The sequence below is a fragment of the Nonomuraea deserti genome (genome assembly GCF_004348685.1).
Classification (GTDB): domain Bacteria; phylum Actinomycetota; class Actinomycetes; order Streptosporangiales; family Streptosporangiaceae; genus Nonomuraea; species Nonomuraea deserti.
Genome location: NZ_SMKO01000392.1, coordinates 1 through 1,804, shown reverse-complemented (window position 1 = coordinate 1,804; position 1,804 = coordinate 1). Strand labels below are relative to the sequence as shown.

The following is a 1,804-nucleotide window of genomic DNA, read 5'->3' as shown; positions in this document are numbered from 1 at the left end:
CAAACATCAGCAAACCGGACCGGGGAGGTCTCCCAAGGGGCGGGTGGAGATCAGGGCACCCGAGGCCATCCACGGGGAATTCTCGTGGCCATCAGCCGGGACTCAACTGGCCGCCCACCAGGAGTCTTCCATGGCCGTCGGCAACGTGGCTGGCCGCAAGTGGCGGTGGCCTTCCCGGGGTCGCCGAGAGTCGAAATCCGATCCGCATGTAGAGACAGACCGTGTAGGCGGCGTGGCGGTGGCCCTCAGAGGCCGCCGAGGTCGAAACTACTTCGCCGTCATCGCCCAGGCCAGGACGAAACGGAGTGGCGGTGGCCCTCAGGGGTCGCCGAGCATCGAAACTCGACGCGCTTGATCGCCCAGTACAGGTCGGCCGTGGCGGTCGCCCCCACGGGCGACCGAGCATCGCAACCGGAACCTGCGCGTCTGGGTTTAACTGGCTGTGCTCGGAATCGCAGTCGCCCCCACGGGGGCGGAGTATCGAGGCGCTGTATGCAGCCACTGCTGAAGCGACGCGATTCGTGGGTACTCCTGTGCCCGCGTTCCGCAGATGTGTAGCGAGAAAAGCACACAGACGTGTGCTCTGAACTGCGGAAACGCTTGCGGGCACGGCGGCGATCTCGGTCACCGTCACCAGCTCACCCGGCTTCGCGAGTGTTGCCTATGATCATGCGGATGAGCGACATCAGCGGTCCCCCGATCGCCCGAGTGGACGTGGTGCGCGACGTTCACCACGGCATCACGCTCGACGATGCCTACCGGTGGATGGAGGCGGACGGCGAGGAGTTCCACCGCTGGCTCGACGGCCAGGCCAGCCATGCCCGCGAGCAGCTGACACCCTGCCCCGCCGGCGTCGCTCCAGCAGCCAGTCCGGATAGTAGGAGCCAGAGCGCAGCTTCGGAATCGCGAGCTCGATGGTTCCTGCGCGGGTATCCCACTCCCGCTGCCGGTAGCCGTTGCGCGAGTTGATCCGCTCGTCGCTGCGCTCGCCGTAGGCCGCGCCGCACAGGCTGTCGGCCTCGGCCGACATCAACGCTTCGGCCATGGTCTTCACCATGGATCGCAACATGTCAGGGTCGTCGGTCTCGATCTGCTTCGCGAGCCACTGAGCAGGCATCACACTGTTGTCTGCGGCCATCGACTGGTTCTCCTCCGATCTTGATCTAGCTACTCGAAGGATCACTTGATGGCCGTCTTCATTTCACGACGCCACGCCTGTGATCAGGCCAAACTCGTACACCACTCCTGTGGACGCAACCCTTGCATCGGCGCCTGACGACGTCCTCCGGTCAACTCGTTCGTCCATGCCGAGCGACGTGCCCTCCATGTTCAGAAATCCGCCACGATCCGTCCAGCATGCGGCGCGGCCGGAAGCGGGTACCGGCGAACGTGGCGGTTCTTGACCAGTGCCGCGCAAGCCTGGCGTGGGTTCAGGAGATTGGTACGTCGGCAACGGGCTCGAACCCGGGAATCTGTACGGTGACGTGGGAAAGGTCGGCGGGTGGCTTGAACATCGCCCACAGCGTGTACTGCTCGCCCTTCTCCACCGTGTATTCGTCCAGCCCGGTGCGCAGCAGGTTGGGGCCGACAGTGACGCGGGCTTCTGCGTCACGCACAGCCCGGTATCGCTGGTCGCCGGAGGCCAGGGCGATCGCGCTGGTGCTGGACTCGGCGTAGTGAATCGCCCCGGGTTCGGTGGAGACTTGATCTCTTGAGAGGATCGAGTCCATGCCTGGTAAGTCTCCCTACCCCGCCGAGCTGCGCCGCCGAGCGGTGCGGATGGTCGCCGAGGTGCGGCCGGATT

Annotated in this window: 1 protein-coding gene and 1 pseudogene; both read right to left on the bottom strand. The window is 65.4% G+C overall.

The genetic code is table 11. From position 1 onward, the window contains the following. Window positions 1-844: 844 nt before the first annotated feature. Window positions 845-1,138 (bottom strand): annotated as a pseudogene (locus tag E1292_RS50255) (transposase); the annotation flags it as partial. 292 nt (window positions 1,139-1,430) lie between these two features. Further along, window positions 1,431-1,730, bottom strand: a complete 300-nt coding sequence (locus E1292_RS50250) for a hypothetical protein (protein ID WP_132606853.1) — start codon at window positions 1,728-1,730, stop codon at window positions 1,431-1,433. Window positions 1,731-1,804 lie beyond the last annotated feature (74 nt).

Excerpts from the sequence above, each read along its gene's own strand:
- E1292_RS50250 (WP_132606853.1), bottom strand. The coding sequence starts at position 1,730 with ATGGACTCGATCCTCTCAAGAGATCAAGTCTCCACCGAACCCGGGGCG.